Origin of the sequence: Tautonia sp. JC769 (genome assembly GCF_040717455.1) — a bacterium.
Lineage (GTDB): Bacteria > Planctomycetota > Planctomycetia > Isosphaerales > Isosphaeraceae > Tautonia.
The window spans coordinates 90,100-110,068 of record NZ_JBFEFH010000025.1; the positions used below are offsets into that span (position 1 = coordinate 90,100).

Annotated in this window: 14 protein-coding genes; 8 read left to right on the forward strand and 6 right to left on the reverse strand. The window is 69.3% G+C overall.

Going from position 1 to position 19,969, the window contains the following annotated elements; genetic code table 11:
- Window positions 1-184 precede the first annotated feature (184 nt).
- Entirely contained in the window at window positions 185-1,297 is a 1,113-nt protein-coding gene (locus AB1L88_RS21175; RefSeq protein WP_367098689.1) for a PfkB family carbohydrate kinase, read from the forward strand.
- A 145-nt stretch (window positions 1,298-1,442) separates the two neighbouring features.
- Window positions 1,443-2,669 (forward strand): hypothetical protein, encoded by a 1,227-nt coding sequence (locus AB1L88_RS21180; protein WP_367098690.1) that lies wholly within the window; start codon window positions 1,443-1,445, stop codon window positions 2,667-2,669.
- Here AB1L88_RS21180 and pdxA read toward each other — a convergent pair.
- The 4 genes from pdxA to AB1L88_RS21200 form a co-directional block, all read right to left on the reverse strand.
- On the reverse strand, window positions 2,656-3,714 hold the full coding sequence (pdxA, locus tag AB1L88_RS21185) for a 4-hydroxythreonine-4-phosphate dehydrogenase PdxA (protein WP_367098691.1): 1,059 nt from the start codon (window positions 3,712-3,714) through the stop codon (window positions 2,656-2,658). The genes AB1L88_RS21180 and pdxA overlap by 14 nt on opposite strands.
- On the reverse strand, window positions 3,714-3,884 hold the full coding sequence (locus tag AB1L88_RS21190) for a hypothetical protein (protein WP_367098692.1): 171 nt from the start codon (window positions 3,882-3,884) through the stop codon (window positions 3,714-3,716). The genes pdxA and AB1L88_RS21190 overlap by 1 nt, the downstream gene beginning before the upstream one ends.
- Before the next feature lie 151 nt (window positions 3,885-4,035).
- Window positions 4,036-5,523 (reverse strand): DUF2254 domain-containing protein, encoded by a 1,488-nt coding sequence (locus tag AB1L88_RS21195; protein WP_367098693.1) that lies wholly within the window; start codon window positions 5,521-5,523, stop codon window positions 4,036-4,038.
- Between the two features lie 5 nt (window positions 5,524-5,528).
- Window positions 5,529-6,443, reverse strand: coding sequence for a DUF362 domain-containing protein (locus AB1L88_RS21200; protein ID WP_367098694.1), 915 nt, complete (start codon window positions 6,441-6,443; stop codon window positions 5,529-5,531).
- Window positions 6,444-6,818: 375 nt separating this feature from the next.
- On the opposite strand from AB1L88_RS21200, the gene AB1L88_RS21205 reads away from it, so the two are divergent.
- The 5 genes from AB1L88_RS21205 (at window position 6,819) to AB1L88_RS21225 (ending at window position 14,235) form a co-directional block, all read left to right on the forward strand.
- Entirely contained in the window at window positions 6,819-8,612 is a 1,794-nt protein-coding gene (locus AB1L88_RS21205; RefSeq protein WP_367098695.1) for a TIGR03960 family B12-binding radical SAM protein, read from the forward strand.
- Window positions 8,613-8,678: 66 nt separating this feature from the next.
- The gene (locus tag AB1L88_RS21210) at window positions 8,679-9,242 is read left to right on the forward strand and encodes a Uma2 family endonuclease (protein WP_367098696.1); all 564 of its coding nucleotides are present in this window, start codon (window positions 8,679-8,681) and stop codon (window positions 9,240-9,242) included.
- 39 nt (window positions 9,243-9,281) lie between these two features.
- On the forward strand, window positions 9,282-9,881 hold the full coding sequence (locus AB1L88_RS21215) for a hypothetical protein (protein ID WP_367098697.1): 600 nt from the start codon (window positions 9,282-9,284) through the stop codon (window positions 9,879-9,881).
- 121 nt (window positions 9,882-10,002) lie between these two features.
- Window positions 10,003-11,658 carry a hypothetical protein gene (locus tag AB1L88_RS21220; protein ID WP_367098698.1) on the forward strand — a complete coding sequence of 552 codons (1,656 nt, stop codon included), beginning with the start codon at window positions 10,003-10,005 and terminating at the stop codon, window positions 11,656-11,658.
- A gap of 12 nt (window positions 11,659-11,670) precedes the next feature.
- Entirely contained in the window at window positions 11,671-14,235 is a 2,565-nt protein-coding gene (locus AB1L88_RS21225; protein WP_367098699.1) for a YfhO family protein, read from the forward strand.
- Between the two features lie 22 nt (window positions 14,236-14,257).
- Here AB1L88_RS21225 and aroE read toward each other — a convergent pair whose 3' ends face one another.
- Window positions 14,258-15,754 (reverse strand): shikimate dehydrogenase, encoded by a 1,497-nt coding sequence (gene aroE, locus AB1L88_RS21230; protein ID WP_367098700.1) that lies wholly within the window; start codon window positions 15,752-15,754, stop codon window positions 14,258-14,260.
- A 174-nt stretch (window positions 15,755-15,928) separates the two neighbouring features.
- Complete coding sequence (gene mutL / locus AB1L88_RS21235) at window positions 15,929-17,896, reverse strand: DNA mismatch repair endonuclease MutL (RefSeq protein WP_367098701.1); 1,968 nt, start codon at window positions 17,894-17,896, stop codon at window positions 15,929-15,931.
- Window positions 17,897-18,383: 487 nt separating this feature from the next.
- Between mutL and AB1L88_RS21240 the strand changes: the two genes are divergently transcribed.
- Window positions 18,384-19,358: a WD40 repeat domain-containing protein gene (locus AB1L88_RS21240; protein WP_367098702.1), complete on the forward strand. Its 975-nt coding sequence runs from the start codon at window positions 18,384-18,386 to the stop codon at window positions 19,356-19,358.
- The last annotated feature ends 611 nt before the right edge of the window (window positions 19,359-19,969 follow it).

Genomic DNA, 19,969 nt, shown 5'->3' on the forward strand with positions numbered 1-19,969 from the left:
CGGGTGCTCCAGGTCCTCGGGGGCGGCCCCTTCGAGCACGTCTGCCACGTTTGTCCCGTCCTTCGATCGCAATTCCCTGAGTGAGGTTTTCGTGAGATGATAGCACGATCGACCCCGACCTGGCGATCGGTGCGCGATCGGGTCGCCCCGGGGGGAATGGTCCCGCAACCGAGGTGCTCCCTTGATGCCGCGTCGCGTGCTCGTGTTCGGCCCCGCCTACCTCGACCGCGTCCTCCGGGTCGATCGCCCGCTCCTCCCCCCCGGACTCGGGGCAGGGCCGCTCGACCTGAGCGTCGGGGGGCGATGGTCGGCCGGGCACTCCCCGGATGCAAGCCTGATCCTGACCGATCCGCTCGGCGTCCGACTCGTCATCACCCTGCCCGAAGGCTGGCCGGCGGGGCTGCCGTCCGAGATCGAGTTGGATCGCCCCTTGCTCCAATCGTCGGAAACCGTAACGCACGAGGTCCGGGGGATCGACTGGCAGGACGACCTCGGCGGCATGGGGGCCGGGTTCGCCGCGGCGCTGGGCGGGTTGCTGGTCAGCGCGCTCGGCCCGGAATCGGACCCGACCTCGGGGCGAGTCGCCTCGATGCTGGCCGAGCAGGGGATTCACCATCATCCCATCCGCGTGCCCGAGACCGAGGCCGACTGGACCCTCTTGATCTCCAGCGGACCTCACGGCGACAAGCTCCCGGTCGGCTTCCGAGGATGCCACGCGGCCCTCTCGACCTATCCGGGGCTGGCGACCGAACCCGTCGACGTGCTGGTCGCCGCCTCCTTGACGAACCGCCTGGTGCGATCGGCCTTCGAATCGGTCCCGGCCCGCGTCCGGGTCTTCGCCCCCACCCTGAAGAACATGACCGACACCGCCCCACCCCTCTCCGCCTTCGCCGATCGGGTCGATCTCCTCTGCTGCAACCGCCACGAATGGGAGGCGCTCGCCGACCGGGACGCGGTGGCCCGGATCATCCCGGTCCTCTCGATCACCGACGGCCCGAACGGCGGGATCGTCCGTTTCCAGGACAGTTCCGGCAGCCTTCGAGAGCACGTCGAACCGGCCTTCCCCCGCGACCATCCCCCTCAGGACACGAACCGCGCCGGCGAAGCCTATGCCTCGACCCTCTTGACCACCGTGCTCGAGTCCGGATGGCGAGGCGGGCCGGTCGAGGCCGAGGTGATTGAACGGGCCGCTCGGCGGGCGGCCGCGGCCGCGGGCCTGGTGATCGGGCACAAGGACTTCCGCTTCCCGACGGCCGGGGAGATCGACGACGCCGTCCGGCTCGGCCGGATCGGCTGATGCGCCCCGTCGCGGTTGTGGCGTCCGGCGGCTCGGGCTGCCGATCGAGGCCGAGGCCCCTTACAATGGACCATTCGGCGTTTGTCTCGCCGCGAGGGCAAGGCGGATCGATCCTCGGTGTTTCGGATTGCGGAGTCTGTGGCTGATGGGACGACCGATGATCGAAACCGCATTCCTGCTCGCCCAACAGGCCGCCGAGGCCGGCGGAGGCGGAGGAGGCCGAAGCTGGGGATGGCTGGCCGACCCGAGGACGACGGTTTTGTTCGTGCTCGGCTCGATCGTCCTCATCGGCGGCGGCCGTCGGCTGGTGATGGCCCACCGGGCTCGCAAGGCGGTCGATCGCCTGGCGGAGCCGGACGTCACCCCCGAGGAGATCGTCGCCGCCGCCGAGCACGGCCCCCTCGGCATGATCGAGTTCTTCCGCCTGCTGGCCGAGGGCCAATCCCCCGCGATCCGATCGGCCGCCGGCCGCGCCCTGGCGATCGTCTGGGCGAACGACGACCTGATCCCCGAGCAGGAGAAGGCCGTCCTCACCCGGGGCTTCGACGTCCGCTGGCGTGCCCGTCGCCGCTATCCGAGGGCCATGACCGCTCCGATTCCGATCGAAGTCACTTACGGCCTGCCGTTCCTCGACGAGGGCGGACCCGGCATCCAGCCCGACGACCTCGAATGGTCGCACCGGATCGCCGGGGCCGAGCGGGCCGCCCTCGAACGGCCGAGCGACTGGCGGGCCGGGCTCGGTCGCGCCTCCTTCACGATCGACCCCGGCGACTTCCCGACCAACGGCCCGCATCGATTGGTGCTCAAGGCCACCGGACGCACCGGGCCCCGGCTCACCTCGAACTGGGAAGTCGAACCCCCTCATGTCCCCTTCCAGATCGAGTTCGACCCGAGGCTTGCTCCCGAGGCCCTGTTCACCGCCCCCGACGCCGCGAAAGGGGACGCCATCGCCGCGGCCCTCCGGCTCTCGGCCCCGGAAACCGGGGACGACGACGAACCCCGCTTCCTCGACCTGCCGGGCGCGTTCGTCGTCCGCGATCCGCCGGTGCTCCGGATCCAAGGTCCGCTGCCGAGCGACCTGGCCCACCGGATTACGATCGAGTTCGAGGGCATTCCCGATCGCGCCGAGGCCGGTCAGGTGGTCGTAACCTCGGGACAGGGGGATTCTGGCCCATCCCGCTCGCCGATCGAGGTCGCGCTCGGCCCGGTGATCGGCTTGCCCCCCGAGACGTTCGATCGGCCGGGCGAGGTCCGCCTCAGGATCGTTTTGGAACCCGACCCGGACCTCGGCTGGGCCGATCCCGACGTCCGGTCCCTCTGGCCCGGGGCGATCACGACCGATTGGTTCCCGGCCCGGCTCATCCGACGCTGAGCCTCGGCCGGGCCAGTTGCGCCGCGACCCGGACGGCGGCGATCAGGCTGTCGGTCCGCACGATCCCCAAGCCGGCGATGTCGAAGGCGGTGCCGTGCGCGACGCTCGTCCGGACGATCGGCAGGCCGAGCGTGATGTTCACCGCCCGGTCGAAGCCGATCGTCTTCAATGCCACGTGCCCCTGGTCGTGATACATGGCGACGACGGCGTCGAATTCTCCCTCAATCGCCCGGGCAAACAGGGTGTCGGCCGCGATCGGCCCCTCGACGGCCACCCCCTCGGCCGCGGCCCGGGCCACCGCCGGCGCGATGATCCGGATCTCCTCGTCCCCGAACAGGCCGTGCTCCCCGGCGTGCGGGTTCAATCCGGCGACCGCGACCCGAGGGGCCCGGCCGTCGAGCAACGGCCGCATCGAGTCGGACGCGAGCAGGATCGTCTCGCACACCCGCTCGACCGTCAGCAAGTCGAACACCTTGCGCAAGGGGACGTGCAAGGTGGCGTGGATCACCCCCAGGCCCCCGGTCGATTCGCCCCGAGGCGGCAAATACAACATCATCGCGTGCTGAGGCACCCGGCAGCGATCGGCCAGGATTTCCGTGTGCCCCGGATACGGCACGCCCCCGGCGTGCAGCGACTCCTTGTTCAGGGGCATCGTCGTGATCGCGTCCACCCGGCCGGCCAGGGCCAGGTCGATCGCGGTGACGAGGAACTCATACGCCGCCCGACCGGCCCGCGCATCCACCCTCCCGAGCGGCACGCCCGCCACGTCGACCCCCGGGACCTCCAGGCACGGGATCACCCGATCGCTCGGCCCGGCCGCCTCGGGACGATCGACCCGGCTGACCTCCAGGTCGAGGCCGCACGAGCGCACCGCCCGGCCCAGCGCCTCGGCGCAGCCGATCACGACCGGCCGGGCCAGGTCGCGCAGGGGGGAATCGGGCCAGGCCCGGGCAATCACCTCGGGGCCGACCCCGGCCACATCCCCCATCGTCAGGGCCACCAGCGGCCGGTCGTCCTTCACGGGCTCCTCCTCGGCACGTCTCATCAGTGCGTCTCAATCCGACGAGCTCCCGGTGCGATCGGGATCGGCCCGCCGTCCGGCGCCGAGGCCGCGTCACCGGGCGCGACCGGCTCGGAGAGCGGGGTCTGATCGGGGACATCCGCGCAACCGGCCGACACGATGAACGCGGCCCAGAGGACTGCGGGGCGAATCATGGCGAATCGTCTCCAGGAGTGGCAAGGCCCCGACGACCCGGGGGGAAGGGGCCCGGTCGCCGCGACGGGTCGGGGTCGCCGCGACCGGGCCCGACTCGTCCATTCTAGGGGATCGCCCGGCCGGCGGCGATCGCCCGGTCCGGTCCCGGGCTCACGAGCAATTCGCTTCGGGGCTGGCCTCGCCGCCGGGATGGGGGGTCGAAGGGCCGGCGTCCATCGCCCAGGAGCCCGCATCCGGGTCGCCGAGGGCGGCGAGGGTCCGGCGAATCTTCGACTCCATCGAGGCGCGATCCGAAGGAGCCGACACGCTCCGCCCGGCCAGCTCGGCAATCGCCCCGACGTGCCGTCGGACCGACCGCCGCCGGTCGTCGTCCCGGGTGAAGACGCAGATGGTCGTCATCGCGGTCAGCATCACGTCGAGGACCGCGACATTCCCCTCGGCATTGCGCCTGATGTCCTCGAAGGACAGGTCGAGGATGCTCTCGAAGGTCGGCTTCTCGGCGATCACCCGCAAGCAGCCGTCCTTCGCCCGGTGCCGGGTCTCGATCTTCCGGGAGGCGAGCCTGGAGTTGATGTCGGTCAGGTGGTGGATGCACATGATCGCGGTCGTCGTGTCGTTGACCCCCGGCGAGAGGGCCTTCAGGGCGATGTCGACGATCTGCTGGACGCCGAAGCCGACATCCTGGGCGATCGTCCGGTTCCGGCCGAAGCTGTACAGGTCGTTCAGCTCGTCGGCGATCCGACCGATCCTCGCCTCGTCGTCCCGATGCTCGCCGTCGACCGCATCCAGGATCGCGCGTCGGTTCAGGGCGTCGATCATCGGGCAGGCCGTCGCCGGGCCGGCGGCGAGCGACGCGAGGGGCATCCCCGCGACGCAGTAATCGCCCGGCGAATACTCCATCCGGAGCACCGCGTCGTAACGTTCGGCCAGGTCGATCAGGCGAGCGGTGTCGACCAGGCAGAGATAGCCGGATCGCTTGGCCGGGATCGGCAGCCACGCCGTGGCCTCCAGGAAGCCGGCGATCCCGGGCTTCCGGTCGTCGGGGAGCGGCTCACCCATCGGCTCGGGGAAGAGGTCGTCGATCGCGTGGAGCGTCTCGTGGGACGCCTCGGCGATGATCCTCCCCGACTGGATCGACGCGATGATGTGGTGGATGAACCCGATCAGGACCGCCACCCCGATCAACGCCAGCACGACGCTGACGAAGACCGCCAGCGACGGGACGAACTCGTCCCCCCCCGACCGGATCGTCCGGACGACCACCAGGCAATAGGCGAAGATCCCCACGAACGTCCCGAGCACGGCCTGGTTGAACCGGTCTCGCATGAAGTTCGGCAGGATCCGGGGCGAGTACTGGTTCGCCGTCTGCGACAGGACGACGATCGTGATCGAGAACGTCACCCCGGCGACGGTGATCATCGACGAGGCCACCGCCGTCAGCAGTCCTCGGGCCCCCTCGGCCCCGGCGCCGAGGATCTTCGGGAAGGAATCGACGACCTTCTCGTCGATCGTGCCGACCCCGTAGACCAGGACGATCGCCAGCGCGATCAGGCCCGAGACGATCAGGCCCGGCACGAACCAGAGGCTCGACCGCAGCGTGTGCCAGAGTTGGAGCACGAGGTTCGATGGCGTTCTCATGGGACTCAGAATTCCTCGCCGTAGGCGGCCTTGCGGAAGACCTTGGCGGCCTCCTTGACGGCCAGCCCCTTGATCTTCAATCGGCCTTTCTCGCTCTCGTTGCCGATCGGGATGAACGGCGCCCCCAGGCCCAGCTCGGCCGCCTGGCGCAGGTGCTGCACCGCCAGGGTCTCGAAACCGAGCAGATACGCCCCGACCGAATCGACCGACACGGCGTTCCGGCCCGCGATCACCAGCCCAGTCTCGACCGCCTTGCCGCCGATCGGCCCCTTGCCGATCATCGCCGGATGGCCGGTCACGATCGCCAGGTCGATCGGGAACCGCATCAGCATCCCGACCAGGAACGCCTGCTTGTCCTGCAAGATATTATGCGGATGCCGCTCCTGGCTCACCCTCGGATACCCGTAAAATTCGGCCGCGGGGAAGCTCATGGCGATGTTCTTGATCGCCATCGTCACGCAGGCGGTCGAATGCACCTTCAACTGCGCCAGGGAAACCACCTTGTCGTACTCGAGGACCCGGGCATTGACCATCACCCGCCGCTGCGGGCCGAACGGCAGGTCCACGGCGACGAACGGCGGCTGATTGTGGTCGTGGTACTCGACCCCTTCCGACTCGATCACGTCGGAGTAGCCCATCACCTTGTACACCTCGTCGGCCGTCTTCGCCCCGGGCCCGGCCGTGACGACGATCGACTTCGGGTGCAGGTTCTTGACGAACTGGATGGTGGCACGGAGCGCCTCGGCCGGCGTGCAGGCGGTCTTGTCGTCCTCGGTGGCGGTCGTGTCGTTCGGGTGGATCGCCACGACCTTGTCCTTGAAATCCTCCAGCGGGATCTCGTCGAGAGCCTCTCGGATGGCCTTCTCGATGTCGTCCGGCCGGTTGGCGATGGAGACGGTCAGCGAGGTGTCGGGGTGCATGAGACCGGTTCCCTGTTCTCAAGAGGCGTTCGAAGCGTAAAGCGAAAAAAAGCGGGAATTGCGAACACCGCTCTGGAGTTCCCGCGACCGTCCCGATCCTTCCGTTGCATTCCTCGCGCCAAATGCTCCCCGACGCTCGCCGAGGGAGCACCGCCCCCTCGTGCCCCCGGTCCGGGAACTGTCCAAACCCAGGCCCTGCCGGGTATGATGGAGCCGGAGCAAAGGGGATTGCCCGCGACTCGCCCGATTGCGGATCGACCCGATCGGAGTGCGCCTCACGCCCGAGGCCCCTTGAGCCGCCCTCCCTTGCCCCAATCGACCCCTCCGCGGCCTCGCCCCGCCGCGCACCTTGGACCGCAGCGAAGCACGATCACGATGTTGAACACGCCCCTGAAAGACCTCGTGACCTCCCGGATCCTGCCCAACGTCCAGATGCCGGCGCAATACCTCGGTGGCGAGCTGCACAGCGTGCGCAAGGACCACCGCCGCTGCCGAGGCTCCGTCTGCATCGCCTTCCCCGACACCTACGCGATGGGCATGAGCCACCACGGCCTCCAGGTGCTCTACAGCATCATGAACGACGCCGGTTGGGCCTGCGAACGCGCCTTCACCCCCTTGCCCGACTTCGAGGCCGCCCTCCGGGAGCACGGCGTCCCGCTCTACGGCTTGGAGACCTTCACCCCGCTGAACCAATTTGACGTCCTCGGCTTCACGCTCCAGTACGAGATCAGCTACTCGAACATCCTCACCATGCTCGACCTCGGCGGCATCCCCCTGCACGCCGAGGACCGCGGGCCGGACGACACCCTCGTCATCGCCGGGGGCCCGGGCGCCCAGAACCCCGAGGTGATTTCCCCGTTCATCGACCTGTTCGTCCTCGGCGACGGCGAGCCGAGCCTGCCGTTCGTCAGCGAGCTGTGGAAGGCGATGCAGGGCTCCGGCCTGAGCCGGGCCGACAAGCTCGCCCGGATCGCCGGCTCGGTCGACTGGGCCTACGCCCCCCGCTTCTACGAGCCGATCTACAACGAGGACGGCGTCCAGGTCGACACCGTCCGCACCCGCGACGACGTGCCCGACTCGATCCGCCAGTGCGTCGAGACCGACCTCGACGCCTCCCCGTTGCCCACCCGGCCCGTCGTCCCCTACGTCGAGACGGCCCACGACCGCATCGCCATCGAGATCATGCGCGGCTGCCCCTGGCAGTGCCGCTTCTGCCAGAGCACGACCATCAAGCGTCCCTTGCGGTATCGATCGGTCGAGACCATCGTCAACGCCGCGCTCGAGACCTACACCAACACCGGCTACGACGAGATCAGCCTCCTCTCGCTCTCGACCAGCGACTACCCGAAGTTCGAGGAACTCGTCACCCGCATGAGCGAGGTCTTCACCCCGCTCGGCGTGAAGATCTCCCTGCCGAGCCTGCGGATCACCGAGATGCTCAAGAAGATCCCGGCGCTCTTGCAGGAAGGCCGACGCAGCGGCCTGACCCTCGCCCCCGAGGTCGCCCGCGACGACATGCGCGAGCAGATCCGCAAGCCCGTCAAGAACCAGGATCTCTACGACGGCTGCCGCGAGGCCTTCCGCCGCGGCTGGCGCAAGGTCAAGCTCTACTTCATGTGCGGCCTGCCCGGCGAGCGCCCGGTCGACCTCGACGGCATCGTCGAGATGGCCGAGATCATCTCCCGGATCGGCAAGGAGGAGACCGGCCGCTACGTCGAGGTCACGGCCAGCGTCTCGAACTTCGTGCCCAAGTCGGCCACCCCTTATCAATGGAACGGCATGCAACGGCGCGAGTACTTCGAATGGGCGCACAAGTACCTGCGATCGAAGGTCTCGATGCGATCGGTCAAGGTCAAGTGCCACGACATCGACACGAGCATGCTTGAAGGGGTCCTCACCAGGGGCGACCGCCGCCTCGCCCCCGCCCTCGAAGAGGCCTGGCGCCGAGGCGCCCGGCTCGACGCCTGGCGAGAGCACTTCAACCCCCAACTCTGGTGGCAGGCCTTCGAGGATCTCGGCATCGACCTCGACTTCTACGTCCACCGCACCCGGGGGGTCGACGAGGTCCTCCCCTGGGACCTCATCCGCATCAAGAAGGGCCGCGAGTACCTCGCCAAGGAACAGGGGCGCTCCGTCGTCCAGCTCGACGCCATGGCCGGCGCCGTCTGACCGACTTTGAAGCCTCCCTCCCGAACCGAACGCCCTCCCCACCTTTGATCTCTCCGGAGCCGACCGATGGCGACCGAGACCAGACCGAGCCTGATCACGGCCGAACAGTTCCTGCAGATGGACCTCGGCGACGGCCAGCACGAGCTGATTCGAGGGGAGATTGTCGAGGTGACGCCACCAAGTCCCGGTCACGGATTCGTTTGCGCAAATGTGACCTATCTCCTGAGCAAGTACGGCCGGGAAACCGAGGTCGGCTACGTGCTCAGTAACGACACCGTCGTGCTGACCGAGCGAGCCCCTGATTCGGTCCGCGGCGGCGACGTCCTCTTCTACCGGAATGATCGATGGCCGAAGGCGCAGGTGGCGGGGTCCAAACTCCCCCCCGTCGTGCCCGATCTCGTCGTCGAGGTCTATTCCCCGAGCGACCGCCCCGGCAAGCTCGGCGAGAAGATCTCCGAGTACCTTAACGCGGGGGTCCCCATGATCTGGGTCCTCTACCCGGACCGCCGGACCTTGCGCATCGACCGCGCCGACGACCCGGTCCCGCGCATCCTCGGGCCGGAGGCGACGGTCGGGGATCTCCCCGAACTCCCCGGCTTCCGCTGCGTCGTGGCCGACTTCTTCGTCTGACGGATTCCCTCGATCCGACCGCTCCCGGAGTCTTCCGTCATGGCCGATTGGGTGAAAAAGCCGCTCCGCCTCGAGGACGAGCACGGCAGGGAAGCCCGCACGGGGAGGAACGTCGTGGTGACCAACCGGAGTGCCGTGCCGTTCGACTACCCGGACGACTGGGTCGTGATTCCCGACGACCACGGCACCCTTAGGCTGCACGATCGCGAGCCCCCCCACGACGACTGCACCCTGCAGATGACCATCTTCGACCTGAACCCGGACGTCGACTGGAGCCGCCTGCCGCTGGCGTCGATGATCGAAAGCCTCCTGGACGAGGAATCCCGCTTCGTCCTCGATCGGAGCGAGGTCGTCGCCTTCCGGCGCGGGCCGATCGAAGCCGCCTGGGCCGAGATCCGCTTCATGGACCCGAACGAGGCCCGGCCCGCCTTCTCGCGCACCTGCCTCGCTCGCTGCGGCAACCTCCAGCCCCTGATCACCTTCGACTTCTGGGAGAACGACGCCCCGCGATGCCGAGACGTCTGGGACACCATCCTGGCCACGCTCCGGCTCGACATCGCCTCCATCGAGCCGGACCCCGGCACCTCCCGGCGCGCCCCGCGATCCAACCCCAAACCCAGGCGTCGCAAACCCCAGTAACCCGGGCGATTCCAGCGATCCGGCTCGCCTCGACCGCGACCATCGCGCACCGCGTCGTGAACCCTCGATCCTCAACCATCCTCGCCCGCCCCATCCTTTCCATCGCTGCGGCCCTCCTCGAATGACCACCCCCAACGCCCCGCCTTCCCCCGTCCGAACCCCTCGATGGCCCTGGCTCGTGCTGGCGATGGGCCTGATCTGGACCTCGGTCGTGCGGATCCCCCTGATCCTCAACGCGGCCGACCACCTCGACAGCGACCTGGCCGTCGACGGCCTGACCCTGCTCGACGCCCTCGACGGCTCCTGGCGATGGCACTACCCCGGCACCCCGCACATGGGCATCCTGCCGGTCTTGCTCTCGTATCCGCAAGCCTTGATATACGGCGCGAGCCCGGCCACCCTGGTCAGCGGCGGCCTGGTGGCCTGGCTCCTGGTCATCACGGCCACCTTCGTCCTGGCCTGGCGAGCCTTCGGCGCGGGGGTGGCCTGCTGGGCGATCGTCCCCCTCGTCTTCTCGTCGGTCGGCACGGTCTGGCTCTCGGGGCGGATCACCGGGGGGCACCTGCTCACCCTCGCCTGGCACGCGGCGGCCTTCGCGGGCCTGGTCGGATGCCTGACCAGAGGAGGGGCCTGGCGATCGGCACTGCTGGGCCTCTGGTGCGGACTCGGCCTCTACGTGGATACGATGTTCCTCTTCACCCTGGCCGGCCTGATTCCCGCGGCGATCGCCTCGTGGTCCGGCCGGGGGCGTTCGAAGGCCGGAATCGTGGCCGCGGTCGTCTTCAGCATCGGCCTGATCCTCGGCGCGGCCCCCCGAGAACTGGGCAAGCACGCCGACCCGTACGACCCTTATGGCCAGCAGTTCTCGCCCATCTTCCTGCCCGACGTGGTGGCCGATCATGCTCGGATTCTCGTATTGGAATGCCTTCCCCGCCTCGTCGTCGGCCACGAGCTGCCCGACCTGCAATCGACCCCGGAAGCCCTGACCGAACTCGGCCGTCCCGCCCGCAGGGGCCCGGACGACCCGACCCCCGCGCTCGACGCCGGACCGTACGCGACGGCCCTGGGCCTCTTGCTCCTGATCGCGGCCGTCACCCGGCTCGTGCTCGACCCCTCGCCTCAGGGGTCCGCAGCCAAGGCGGTGCGGCAGGGGGTCTTGATCTCGGCCGGCCTGATCATCCTCGCATTCCTGATCAATCGAAACATCTTCAATTCCGACAATTACCGATACCTGATTTACCTGCTCGTCCCCTGGTCGCTCGGCTTCGGCCTCCTGATGCGGTCGGTCGCCGAGCGGGGCGCGGCCGCCTGGGCGGCGACCCTCTTCCTGTCCGCCGTCTTCGGGGCCGTCATGACCGCGAGCGTCGTCTCCTGGTACGTCGGCCTCGGGTGGCTGAGCGCCGATCTGTTGCGCGGCACGGCCGTCTCGCCCGAGGGGCTGGTGGTGTTCCGGGATCACGTCTCCCCGGCGACCGACGAGGATCGGGAGACCGCCCCGAACGGCGTCACCGTCTTGCCCGCCGGCACCTCGCACGTCTTCGGCGACTACTGGAAGGTCTACCGCATCGCCTTCCTCTCGGGCGGTCGCGTCGTCGGCGTGCCCTTCCCGACCTACCCCAACCGCTTCGAAGGCTGGTCGGAGGGCCTGGCGCCGGGGGAAGGAACCCTGTTTGTACTCGACCCGGCCCCCGACTGGCGGGCGATGTTGCTCGAATCGTGGCGTCGCGAGGGACGCGACCCGGACGAACTGGAAGACGTCACCGTGATCACCCCGTGAGACTCCACGACCGTGGCGACCGAACCGATCGAAGCCGACCGGCCACCGCAATCCGCCTGGACTCCCGCACCTCCCCGGCTCGCCTGGGGGGACGGCCTGGCCCTGCTCGTCTGGACGGCCGCCGTCGCGGCCTTCTTCTGGGACGTGGTCGCCATGAAGGCGGCCCTCTTCTACTTCGACGTGACCGAGATCAACCTCCCGTATCGCGACTTCTTCGCCGACGAGCTGAAGGCCGGCCGCTTCTCCCGATGGTTCCCGGGCCTCTACTGCGGGATGCCCCTCTACAGCGAGAGCCAGGCGGGCTATTTCCATCCCTTCAAGTACCTGTTCTATCCCTGGATGGAAACCTGGAAGGCGTTCGGCCTCGATACGGTCTTCTCGATCTGGCTGACCGGCGTGGGCACCTTCGGCTGGCTCCGGCGTCACGTCGGGCCGATCGGCGCCCTGACGGGCGGGGCGATCTTCGGCCTCAGCGGCTTCATGTGGGCGCATTTGATCCACACGAGCATGGTCAACGCCCTGGCCAGCGTCCCCCTGGCGGTCTGGGCGCTTGAGTGTGCCTGGCAAGGCGGCCGGCTGCGGGCCGTCGCCCTCGGCGGCCTGGCGATGGCCTGCCAGATCTTCGCCGGCCACCTCCAGGACTTCCTCCTGACGAGCATGTTGCTGGGTGTCTATGGGCTGTACCGGGCCTCGATCGAAACAGGCACGCGCAATCGCCTGTTTGCGCTGGGGGTTGCCGCGGGCATCCCGGTGATGGGGGCGATCCTGTCGAGCGTGCAGTGGATCCCCTCGAAGGAGCTGCTCGACCGCTCCCCCCGCGCCGAAGGCTTGAACTGGGAAAGCCTGACCTACGGCTCGTGGAGCCCCGAGCTGCTGCCCACCCTGGTCCTCCGCGAGTCCTACGGCACCCGGGCCCGCGACACCGACTGGATGGACGGCTTCTACCCGTATCACGAGATGAACACCTACATGAGCGTGCTCGGGATCGTCCTGGCCGTGGTCGGGCTGTCGGGCCGCCGCGACCGCTGGGGCGCCTTCTGGCCGATCCTGGCGACGGTCGGCACGCTTTTGATGCTCGGCCGGTTCACTTTCCTGATGGATTACGCCCACAAAATTCCCGTCCTGGGAAGTTCTCGGATCCCGGTGCGCCTCCACCTGTGGGTGTCGCTGGCCGTTGCGGCCCTGGCGGCGATCGGGGCCGACCGGCTCGCCCGACCGGGGCCGGTCCGGCTGCGCTGGGGCGTCCTGACCGTCCTGGCCCTGCTGCTCGCCTCGGTGCCGATCATGACCGTCGTCTACGCCCCGGCCTTCGCCGTGCCCGACCCCTGGCCGAAGCCGTACCATCAGGACCGCTATCAATGGCTCGGGGAGGAGCTGACCCGGGCGGGCTTCCGGACCGGGCTGCTGACGCTTCTCGGCGTGCTTCTGGCGGCCTGGGCGGCTCGCGCATCGGGCATCCGAAGACGCGTCCTGACGGCGGCCTTGCCCGTGCTCATCATGGCCGACCTCTTCGGCTCGCACTGGCACGATGCCCCGACCATCGACCCGAGTTACTGGACCGATCCGCCCGAGTCGGCCGAGTTCATCCTAGACGACCCCGACCATCAGCGCGTCTCCGGGTTCGGCCGCTTCTCGGCCGGAGAGCCGGGTTATGCCTCGTTCCCGATCGACTTCATGCCGGTCCGGGATACCCTGGCCTGGAGCCTGGCGCCGGTCTTCGGCCTGGATTCGTTGATGGGGGAGACCCCCATGATCCCCTCGCGCTGGAAGCGGTACATGGACGCGACGGTCGCGGTGGTCGAGCAATCGACCGTCGCCGGCGTCTCGCACCTGCTCTACGGGTTCTCGGGCCAGGTGGCCGGCTGGCCCCCGCCGGAGCAGGTCGGCACGGCCTACGTCTTCTCGAACCCCGATCGCCTGCCGCGCGCCCGCTTGATGGGCCGCCCCGTCTACGCGAGCGACGAGGACGAGGCCGTGGCGATGCTCGGCCGACTCGGCCCCGCCATCCGGGATCGACTGGTGGTCGAGGACCCCGACCGCCCCTTGCCGACCGACGCCGAGCCGTCGGGGACCGCCACCATCGCCGAGGAGATCCCCGAGCGCGTGGTCATCCGCACGCAATCGAACGACGATGCTTATCTGTTCCTGGCCGATACGTTCGACCCCGGCTGGTCGGCGACGCTCGACGGCCAACCGGTGCCGATCCGCCCGGCGCACGTCAACTTCCGGGCCGTCTTCGTTCCCGAGGGGGACCATGAGGTCGTCTTCCGCTACCGACCGGCCGGGTTCGTGACCGGCCTGGTCGTCTCGACATTGGGAGCCCTCGTGGCGCTGGGGATGCTCGTCGTGCGTCGCCCGATGGTCCAGCTTCAATCGGACCACGGGGCGACCGGCTGGCGGGGGTGGTGGCCGTGGTTCCTGGCGATCGGCTTCGCGGCCGTCGTCGGGGCCTCGGCGGTGGCGATCGGCCCGGAAGGGGTGACGACCCACTCGCGATGGTCGGCCGGGCTGCACCGCTTCACCTGGGGAGCGGGCCTGGAAGCGATGCAGCGGCAGCCGATCGTCGAGAATCGTTGAACCGACCGGACGAAGCCGATCGTCAGTCGCGTGTCACTCCCAGTTTCCGGGCCACGACCTGTCGCATCAGGTCGTCCGGGGCATTTTTGCCGGTGAACAGGGTGAACTGAAGCGCCGCCTGACGCACGAACATATCCACGCCGGAAATGGTCCTGCACTCGCGCTCCCGGGCGAGCTTCAGGAACATCGTGTTCTCGGGGTGGTAGATCGTGTCGAACACGACCATCCCCGCGCGGAAGGCGGCGGGGGGGACCGGCGACTCGTCGACGTTCGGGTGCATGCCCACGGGAGTCCCGTTGATCAGGATGTCGCACGGGGTGCTGGCCCGGGCCGCCCAGGAGATGTGGCGGCACCCGACCTCGGCCGCGACCCGGGCCGCGCGCTCGTCGTCGCGGTTGGTGATGGCGACGCCGGCACCGCGACGGGACAACCCGTAAGCGATCGTCCGGGCCACGCCTCCGGCACCGAGGATGAGCACCTGCTTGTCCATCAGGACGCTGACCTCGTCGCTGGTGGCGCCGCCGTAGGCCTCCTCCAGCACGCCCATGGCCGCGTGGTAATCGGTATTGTGCCCGGTCCAGACCTTGTCCTTGATGACGACGGTGTTGCACGCCTTGAGCCGATCGACGGCGCCGTCGGCCTGGCGGAGCATCGGGAGGATGGCCTCCTTGTGGGGGATCGTGACGCTCATCCCCTTGATGTCGAGCCAGGAGAGGAGGTCGAGCGAGTCCCTGAGCTTCCCGTTCGGGATCAGGAGCGGCACATAGACGGCGTTGATCCCCAGCTTCTGGAAGGCGGCGTTGTGCACGGCGGGGCTGAGGCTGTGGGCGATCGGGTCGCCGAGGACGGCGTAGACCTCCGTCTGCGCGTTGATCCGCTCGTAGCCGTAATCGCGCCTCAGCTCGTCGAACTGGAGCATGCCGGGGGCGAAGATCCGCTCGGGGTTGAAGCCGGCGAAGGTGAACGGGGCGCCGAACTTGCGGCCCAGAACCCGGGTGAAGACCCCGAGCGGCCCCATGGCGATGCCGACCGTCGGGACCTTCTCCGACGACCGGGCCGCGGCCTCCAGGATCCGGCTCGCGTCGGCGACCGACTTGGCCATCGTGGCGATCTTGACCACGTCGGCATTGGCCTCTCGGGCCTGTTCGGCAATGGTATCGAGGTCGGCGGGGGTCTCGCGGAAGTTGTGGTAGCTGACGATGCGTTTGGTCTTGCCGAAGCGGGGGATCGACTTGGCGATGTCCAGCTCCAGGTCGACGTACTCGACGCCGGTGACGATGGCCTCGCGGAGCAACAGCAGGCGCTTCTCCTCGTTACCTCGCCAGAGCCCGCCGTCGGCCCCCCGGCGGACGGTGAAGACGATCGGGGTGCGGCGGTCGGTCAGGAGGCGCTTGAGGTTGATCTCGCTGCGGAGGCAGTCGATCCGCAGTTCAACCAGTTCCGCTCCGGCCTCGGCGGCCTGGCCCCACTCTTCCAGCAGCGTGCGGTGCCGGCCTCGGCCGAGGGTGACGCAGATCATCGGGAAACGCTCCGGCTCGGTCAGTCTTCGGGATAGAAACGTCGGATCGGGCGATCGGTGTCGAGGGCGACCCAGGGGGCCGGCACCGCCGCCCGGTCAGGGCATGATGGTCTCATCATACGACGGCGAGCGGAGGGGCGAAAGTGATCGGAGAGGCTCGCCCCGCCGCGCCGGTCAGACGCGGCCGAACTGCTTCTCCAGCTCCTCCTTGGTGAAGATCAAGGCGGTCGGCCGGCCGTGGGGGCAGTGGTGGGCGTCGGTCACCAGGTGGCGGCGGGCGAGCAGGGCCGCGACCTCGTCGGGCGAGAGCCGCTGGCCGGCCTTGATCGCGGCCTTGCAGGCCATGAGGCTGAGCACGTCGTTGAGCACGGCATCGGCCGAGGGGGGGACCGGGCGGCCGACGAGCTGCTCGGCCAGGTCGCGGAGCAGGCGAGTCGGGCTGACCGGGCCGAGCATCGCCGGGACGCTGCCGACCAGGACCGTCCCCCCGCCGAACGGCTCGACCTCCAGGCCGAGCGTCGCCAGCACGTCCCGGCGTTCGAGGACCTCGGCCGCCTCGTCGGCCCCCAGCTCGACCGGCTCGGGCACCAAAAGGCGCTGCGACTCGACCCCGCCGCGCCCGACCCGGGAGCGGAACTCCTCGAACAGGATCCGCTCGTGCAGGGCGTGCTGGTCGATGACCACCATGCCGTCCTCGGTCTCGGCGATCAGGTAGCTGTCGTGCACCTGGATCGCCCGGGGGGGCAGGCCGCCGACGTCCTGGACCGGGACGCCGGAGCCGGTCGCCGCCGGAGCGACGGGGGGAGGCTCGGACTCGGAAACCGAGGGGGGAGGACTGGCCGAAAGGCTCGCGGAGTCCTCGGCGAACTCGTCGAACGAGGGAGACGGGGTCGGGGCCGGGGGCAGCGACCTGGCCCACTCCGGCTCCTCGCGGCGGGGGAGGTCGGGGAGGGGTGCCGGGCGAGAGGGGGGCGACGACCCCTCGCCGGTCGCGGGGGGGAACCAGGAGGCGACCATCTGCCGGTCGATCGGATCGGACCGGAGCGCGAAGCCGGGGTCGCGGGACGGGGTGCCGCCGTCCGAACCTGGGTCGGCGGGGCCGGGGGGCGAGGGTTCGGGGCGGCTCGGGGGGGCCTGGAGCCGGCTGTGCAGGTCGCTGGTCAGGAAGGTCTGGCGGACCGTGCGGAGGAGCTGCCCGTAGATGCGCTGGGAGTCTCGGAAGCGGACCTCGACCTTGGTGGGGTGGACGTTCACGTCCACCTCCTCGGGGGGCAGGTCGAGGTGGAGGAAGGCGACCGGGACGCGACCGACCATGAGCAGGCCGCGGTAGGCCTCGGTCAACGCGTGGCCGAGGGAGCGGTCGCGGACGAATCGGCCGCCGACGAAGAGGTACTGCCCCTTGGCGCTCGACCGGCTCTGCGAGGGGTGGGCGACGTATCCCCAGAGGTGGAAGTCGTCGATCTCGCTCTCGACCCAGAGCAAGGAGTCGGCCAGCTCGCGGCCGAAGAAGACGGCCACGCGGTCCTTCAGGCCGGTGACGGGGGGCAGGTCGTGCAGGGTCTTCGAGCCGGAGCGGAACGTCAGGTGGATGGTCGGGTGGGCCAGGGCGATCCGGGTGAACATCTCGGCGACGTGGCCGGCCTCGGTCGAGTCGCTCTTGAGGAAGGTCCGGCGGACGGGGGTGTTGAAGAAGAGGTTGCGGACCTCGATGACCGTGCCGACCGGGCAGCCGCAGTCGCGGATCTCGGCGTGCTGTCCCCCCTCGATCGCCAGCTCCGAGCCGACCTCGGCGTCGGGGGTGCGGGTCTGACAGCGGACCCGGGAGATCTCGGCGATGGCGGCCAGGGCCTCCCCCCGGAAGCCGAGGGTCCGGATGCGGTGCAGGTCGTCGGCCTCGGCGAGCTTGCTCGTGGCGTGGGGGCGGAAGGCCAGGGGCAGATCCTCGCGGTCGATCCCGGAGCCGTTGTCGGCGATCCGGACGAGGTCGCGCCCCCCGCGCTCGACGGTCAGCTCGATCCGGGTCGCCCCGGCGTCGATCGCGTTCTCGAGCAGTTCCTTGACGACGCTCGCCGGCCGCTCGACCACCTCGCCCGCGGCGATCTGGTTGACGACGGACGGCGAGAGTTCCCGGATCATTCCCATCGCGATCGCTCCTCCGGACGCAACACCTTTGCTTCATTATACCTTGTGACCAAACGAACAGCACGAGCAGGACCGAGGGGGCGATTCCTGGTGGGTGGCGGGAGGAGCCTCGATCGGCCAAGAACCGGGGGGCTCGGCTGTAAGGATGGGCCGGGGACGGGTCTAATCCGGGGCGGGTGACGTCGACCGGCTCTGCCGCCAGGGGGAGGCGATCGGCGGCCTTCGTGTCACATGAGGGCCGGCAAATTGCCATGGGGAGATGGAGAGACAGTGCGGTCGTGACTGACGATCGGTGTGACGCGTTTGGAGGGGACGGGAGGCGGAGGAGCAGGAGAGGTTGTTTGGCATGAGGGGTCACCTGATTTGATGCGAGGGGGTGATGATGATGTTGTCGAATCGAGGACGAGGGTGTGAGGGTCCCGGTCTCGGCGGCCCGGACGAGGCTCGCCGCCCTCCGGGGCCGACCGGGAGGACCGGCCGGGTCCGCGTGCTGACGCAGGGCTGGATGATGTGCGTGGTGATCGTGGTGGTGGTGTTGTGCGTGATGACCGACCAACGGAGTGGGCACGCGTTGAAGGAGGTTCGCCGCCTGCAGGAGCCGTCGACCCCGATCGCGTCGCTCCATTTCTCCCCGAGTTCACCCTGGCTCGCGTCGTGCGAGACGGGGGGTCGGCTGAGCCTTTGGAAGCTCCCGGCCACCGCCCCCGTGCAAGAGTGCGGCGGGGAGGACCGGAAGATCAAGTGCGTCGCCTTCTCGCCCATTCGGGAACAGGTGGCCTGGGGGGATTGGGACGGGACGATCGTGCTCTGGGACCTGCGGACCCGGACCCAATTGGAGGTGCTGCAGCTCGGCGAGGCGTCGATCTCCGCCCTCGAATTCTCGCCGGGGGGCACCACCCTGGCGGCGGGGGATGCCTCGGGGGCGGTCGGGCTCTGGGACGTGGAGGAGGGTCGTGTCATGGGGGTGTTGGAGACGCAAGCCCGGCTGATCACGGCCCTCGACTTCTCGTCCGACGGGCGATTGATCGCGGCGGCAGGGGTGGATGACTCTGGAGGACGGCTGATGACCTGGGAGGCTCCCGGCGGCACCCCCCGGAGGCAGTTTCCGCTGCCCTCGCGGAGTCTCGTGCGGACGATCGAGTTCCTGCCGGGCGATGATCGGGTGCTCTGGCTCGATGTCGGGCGTCAACGGCTCGGGAGCTGGGACCTGGCCCGGGGGGAGTCGGACGTGATGCTGGACGAGCGCCACCGATTGACCTCGGTCGCGCTGTCTCCCGACGGGAGGACCCTCGCATTGGGGACCTCGGAGGGGGGCGTCCACCTGAGGGACCGGGAGACGTTGGAGGTCACCCACCGCCTGAGGTCGCAACCGAATCCGATCCAGAGCCTCGATTTCAGCGCCGACGGGAGGCTCGTCGCGGTCGGCGGGGTGGTGGCCGGGGTGCTGGTCTGGGCGCCCTGAGCGCCCCGCCCCGCTTCCCGGCTCGCCCGCACGGGACCGCCCACGATCGAGGGGCGATCAGCGATGCCGAACCGGCCGGAGCGACGGGGGCCCGGCCGGGGGGTCGGGGCGAGGGGGGGGCGCGGCCCCTCGATCGCCGGCCGGATTGCCGGGTTCGAGGGGGGTTCGCGGGGGATCGGTGCGCTGAGGTGCGCCGCGAGAGGGCGAAAGGACGCCTTGCGACAACCTTGTGTTTTCATGGGAGTTGCGCCGATCGATCGGGGGACGCTCGGCGGAAGAAATGGGTTCGCTCCGTCGTGAAGGATCGTGGGGTGGACGCGGATTGGGATGATCGGGCCTGGTCGGATCGGGGGCAGTTGGACGAGGCGGGGAAGAGGCTGGGGAGGTGTCGTCGGGGGGGGCAGGGGGTGCGGAAGGGACCGGGAGGGAGACGCCGAGGGGTTGGGGGGAGTCGACGGCGGGGACAAGGCCGGGCGAATGAGGTGCGTAACGCAGCGTAAGCTCCGAGCGTGAGCCAGGGTGTTCGCCTGGGTACGCGGGAGAGTCGGCCCGCTCGCCCGCCCGGTGACCACCTGCTTCCGCGGATAGGTCGAGGGTCGAGAGCACTCGTT

What these genes read in the sequence shown, in the direction of transcription:
- AB1L88_RS21175 (WP_367098689.1), top strand. Translation starts at nt 185, where the DNA reads ATGCCGCGTCGCGTGCTCGTGTTCGGCCCCGCCTACCTCGACCGCGTC.
- AB1L88_RS21180 (WP_367098690.1), top strand. Translation starts at nt 1,443, where the DNA reads ATGGGACGACCGATGATCGAAACCGCATTCCTGCTCGCCCAACAGGCC.
- pdxA (WP_367098691.1), bottom strand. Translation starts at nt 3,714, where the DNA reads ATGAGACGTGCCGAGGAGGAGCCCGTGAAGGACGACCGGCCGCTGGTG.
- AB1L88_RS21190 (WP_367098692.1), bottom strand. Translation starts at nt 3,884, where the DNA reads ATGATTCGCCCCGCAGTCCTCTGGGCCGCGTTCATCGTGTCGGCCGGT.
- AB1L88_RS21195 (WP_367098693.1), bottom strand. Translation starts at nt 5,523, where the DNA reads ATGAGAACGCCATCGAACCTCGTGCTCCAACTCTGGCACACGCTGCGG.
- AB1L88_RS21200 (WP_367098694.1), bottom strand. Translation starts at nt 6,443, where the DNA reads ATGCACCCCGACACCTCGCTGACCGTCTCCATCGCCAACCGGCCGGAC.
- AB1L88_RS21205 (WP_367098695.1), top strand. Translation starts at nt 6,819, where the DNA reads ATGTTGAACACGCCCCTGAAAGACCTCGTGACCTCCCGGATCCTGCCC.
- AB1L88_RS21210 (WP_367098696.1), top strand. Translation starts at nt 8,679, where the DNA reads ATGGCGACCGAGACCAGACCGAGCCTGATCACGGCCGAACAGTTCCTG.
- AB1L88_RS21215 (WP_367098697.1), top strand. Translation starts at nt 9,282, where the DNA reads ATGGCCGATTGGGTGAAAAAGCCGCTCCGCCTCGAGGACGAGCACGGC.
- AB1L88_RS21220 (WP_367098698.1), top strand. Translation starts at nt 10,003, where the DNA reads ATGACCACCCCCAACGCCCCGCCTTCCCCCGTCCGAACCCCTCGATGG.
- aroE (WP_367098700.1), bottom strand. Translation starts at nt 15,754, where the DNA reads ATGATCTGCGTCACCCTCGGCCGAGGCCGGCACCGCACGCTGCTGGAA.
- mutL (WP_367098701.1), bottom strand. Translation starts at nt 17,896, where the DNA reads ATGGGAATGATCCGGGAACTCTCGCCGTCCGTCGTCAACCAGATCGCC.